This is a genomic window from Moorena sp. SIO3B2 (genome assembly GCF_010692525.1).
Lineage (GTDB): Bacteria > Cyanobacteriota > Cyanobacteriia > Cyanobacteriales > Coleofasciculaceae > Moorena > Moorena producens.
This window is the reverse complement of record NZ_JAAHHE010000678.1, coordinates 1-2296: the sequence shown is the minus strand read 5'-3', so window position 1 is coordinate 2296 and position 2296 is coordinate 1. Positions and strand designations below refer to the sequence as shown.

Here is a 2296-nt window from a genome sequence, read left to right as displayed (position 1 = left end):
TGGGCAAAAAGAAAGCTAATCAACAACCTCCAGATTTGCGCACTATACTTCACCTTGGACTATATCAGCTGCGCTATCAAGGCCGAATTCCTGCTTCAGCAGCGGTCAATACCACCGTTGACCTAGCCAAGAACAATGGCTTCAAAGGACTGGCAGGGGTGGTTAATGGTTTACTACGAAACTATGCCCGTTTAGCTACCAATTCCCCTGACCCTTTGCAGTTGCCAGCAGGGGATATGGAGCGTTTGGGCATTTTACACAGTTTTCCCGATTGGATGATCGAGCTGTGGTTACAACAGCTGGGACTAGAGGAAACAGAACAGCTGTGTCAATGGTTTAACCAATCTCCTACTATTGACTTACGGGTAAATCCCCTCAAGGTGTCCATTGAGGAAGTGGAGGCAGGGATGCAATCTGCTGAACTGGCTATTCAGCGGGTACCTCCCTTGGTCTCCCACCAGGACGAGGGGAATGGTGAGATTATCCCTATGTTCAGCAACTCAGCTCAGCTCCCCCAAGCACTGCGCGTTGTGGGTGGTGTTGGTGCAATTCAAGAGCTACCAGGATTTAAGGAGGGTTGGTGGACTGTTCAAGATTGTAGTGCCCAGCTGGTCAGTTATCTGTTGGACCCTCAACCTGGTGATGTGGTGATTGATGCCTGTGCTGCACCGGGGGGCAAGACAACTCATATTGCGGAATTAATGGCAGATCAGGGCAAGATTTGGGCATGCGATCGCTCAGCTTCCCGCCTCAAAAAAGTCCAACAGAATGCCGAACGGTTACAATTACAATCGATTCACATTACTACTGGTGATAGTCGGGATTGCCCTGAATTTACTAACATTGCTAATGCTGTATTATTAGATGCTCCCTGTTCCGGTAATGGTACCCTTCACCGACGTCCTGATATTCGTTGGCGCATGACTCCAGAAAAAGTCCAGGAACTTACTGTTTTGCAAAAACAATTGTTAGAGCATACCGCAACTTGGGTCAAGCCCGGAGGTGTTTTAGTGTATGCTACCTGTACCTTAAATCCTCAAGAAAATGATGCGGTAATACAATGGTTTCTGGAAGGTCATTCTCAGTGGCAAATTGAGCCCCCTACTCTTTCGTTTCTTAAGGAGTTTTCAACACCGGAAGGTTGGCTGAAAGTTGTGCCCTATCGAGACCAGATGGATGGTTTTTTTATGGTGCGGTTGAAGCGAATGATATAGCAGAAGTCAGAAGTCGGGAGCTTGTAGGGTGGGCAAAAATAGTTTTTTTTTATTATTAATGATTATACTATTTTGCCCACCCTACGTTAATTGGTATTTTTTTGAACTTTTTCTTAATCTGTTAGGACAACTGATTAATTTCATCGATACTCAACCCCGTATATTGAGCAATATCATTCAAGGGTAACCCGGCTGCCTTCATCTGTTTAGCAATCTGCTGTTTTTCTTCAAGTATACCTTGTTCTCGTCCTTCTAGCCTTCTTTCTTCTCGTCCTTGTTCTCGTCCTTCCCTTTTGGCGAAACTTAATGCACCTCGCCAGTCCTGTAAGGCCATTTCCTGTTTCCAGATCTTTTCCAATTCTGACTCACTCAACCCCGCTTGATTCGCTATAGTTAAGGCTTTTTCTAGCTGTGGGATTTCCCTGAGCTGGTCAGGAATAATTTCTAAGTTAGGCGCTTCTTTGATAAAAAAGATCCACTTATCTATTACACTTTCCAAGTCTTCCAATTGCTTAGTAAATTTCGGGAGTTCCACAAACACCAGCTTTAACTCGTTCTCCTGATAAGGCAAGTGGTCTTCTTCCTCTTGAAAGTAAAAACAGCTAATGACTTTTTCGGTTGAGGGGAATAACTTAAAATCCGTGATGGTTAAAGCAATGACCGGATTTAAATCGAAATATCCCTGTCCCGATTTAAGTTGATTACCATAGGTTTTGCACAAGTTATACACCACTCGCTTCTCGAAAGCCTCCACATTCCAGAGTTGCATCTCAATGATGACAGTCGTTTTATCTTCTAATACTGCCTTAACATCCAGATAGGTGTCTTTTAAATCTACTACATCCCCGGCACTATAAGGATCAATAATTTCTAAATCCTCGATAACGCAATTACCAGAGTAGATCATGGCATTGAGAAAGGAAATCAGAATATCCTTACTCTGATCTGAGCCAAAGATTTTTTTGAAAGCAAAGTCAGTTTTTGGGCTGATGAATCTCATGGTTTTACAGGTTGATATAGGGAATCGGGAATCGGGAATCGGGAATCGGGAGGCGTAGGGTGCGTTAGGGGTGGGCTAGCCA

General features: G+C 44.2%; 2 protein-coding genes. One reads left to right on the top strand and one right to left on the bottom strand.

From position 1 onward, the window contains the following. Window positions 1–1214 (top strand): 16S rRNA (cytosine(967)-C(5))-methyltransferase RsmB (gene rsmB, locus F6K38_RS39750; protein WP_287360392.1); only part of this gene is annotated, 1214 nt, incomplete at its 5' end. A gap of 121 nt (window positions 1215–1335) precedes the next feature. On the opposite strand, the gene F6K38_RS39745 is transcribed toward rsmB, so the two are convergent. Continuing rightward, window positions 1336–2214 carry an Rpn family recombination-promoting nuclease/putative transposase gene (locus F6K38_RS39745; RefSeq protein ID WP_287360390.1) on the bottom strand — a complete coding sequence of 293 codons (879 nt, stop codon included), beginning with the start codon at window positions 2212–2214 and terminating at the stop codon, window positions 1336–1338. Window positions 2215–2296 lie beyond the last annotated feature (82 nt).

Excerpts from the sequence above, each read along its gene's own strand:
- F6K38_RS39745 (WP_287360390.1), bottom strand. The coding sequence starts at position 2,214 with ATGAGATTCATCAGCCCAAAAACTGACTTTGCTTTCAAAAAAATCTTT.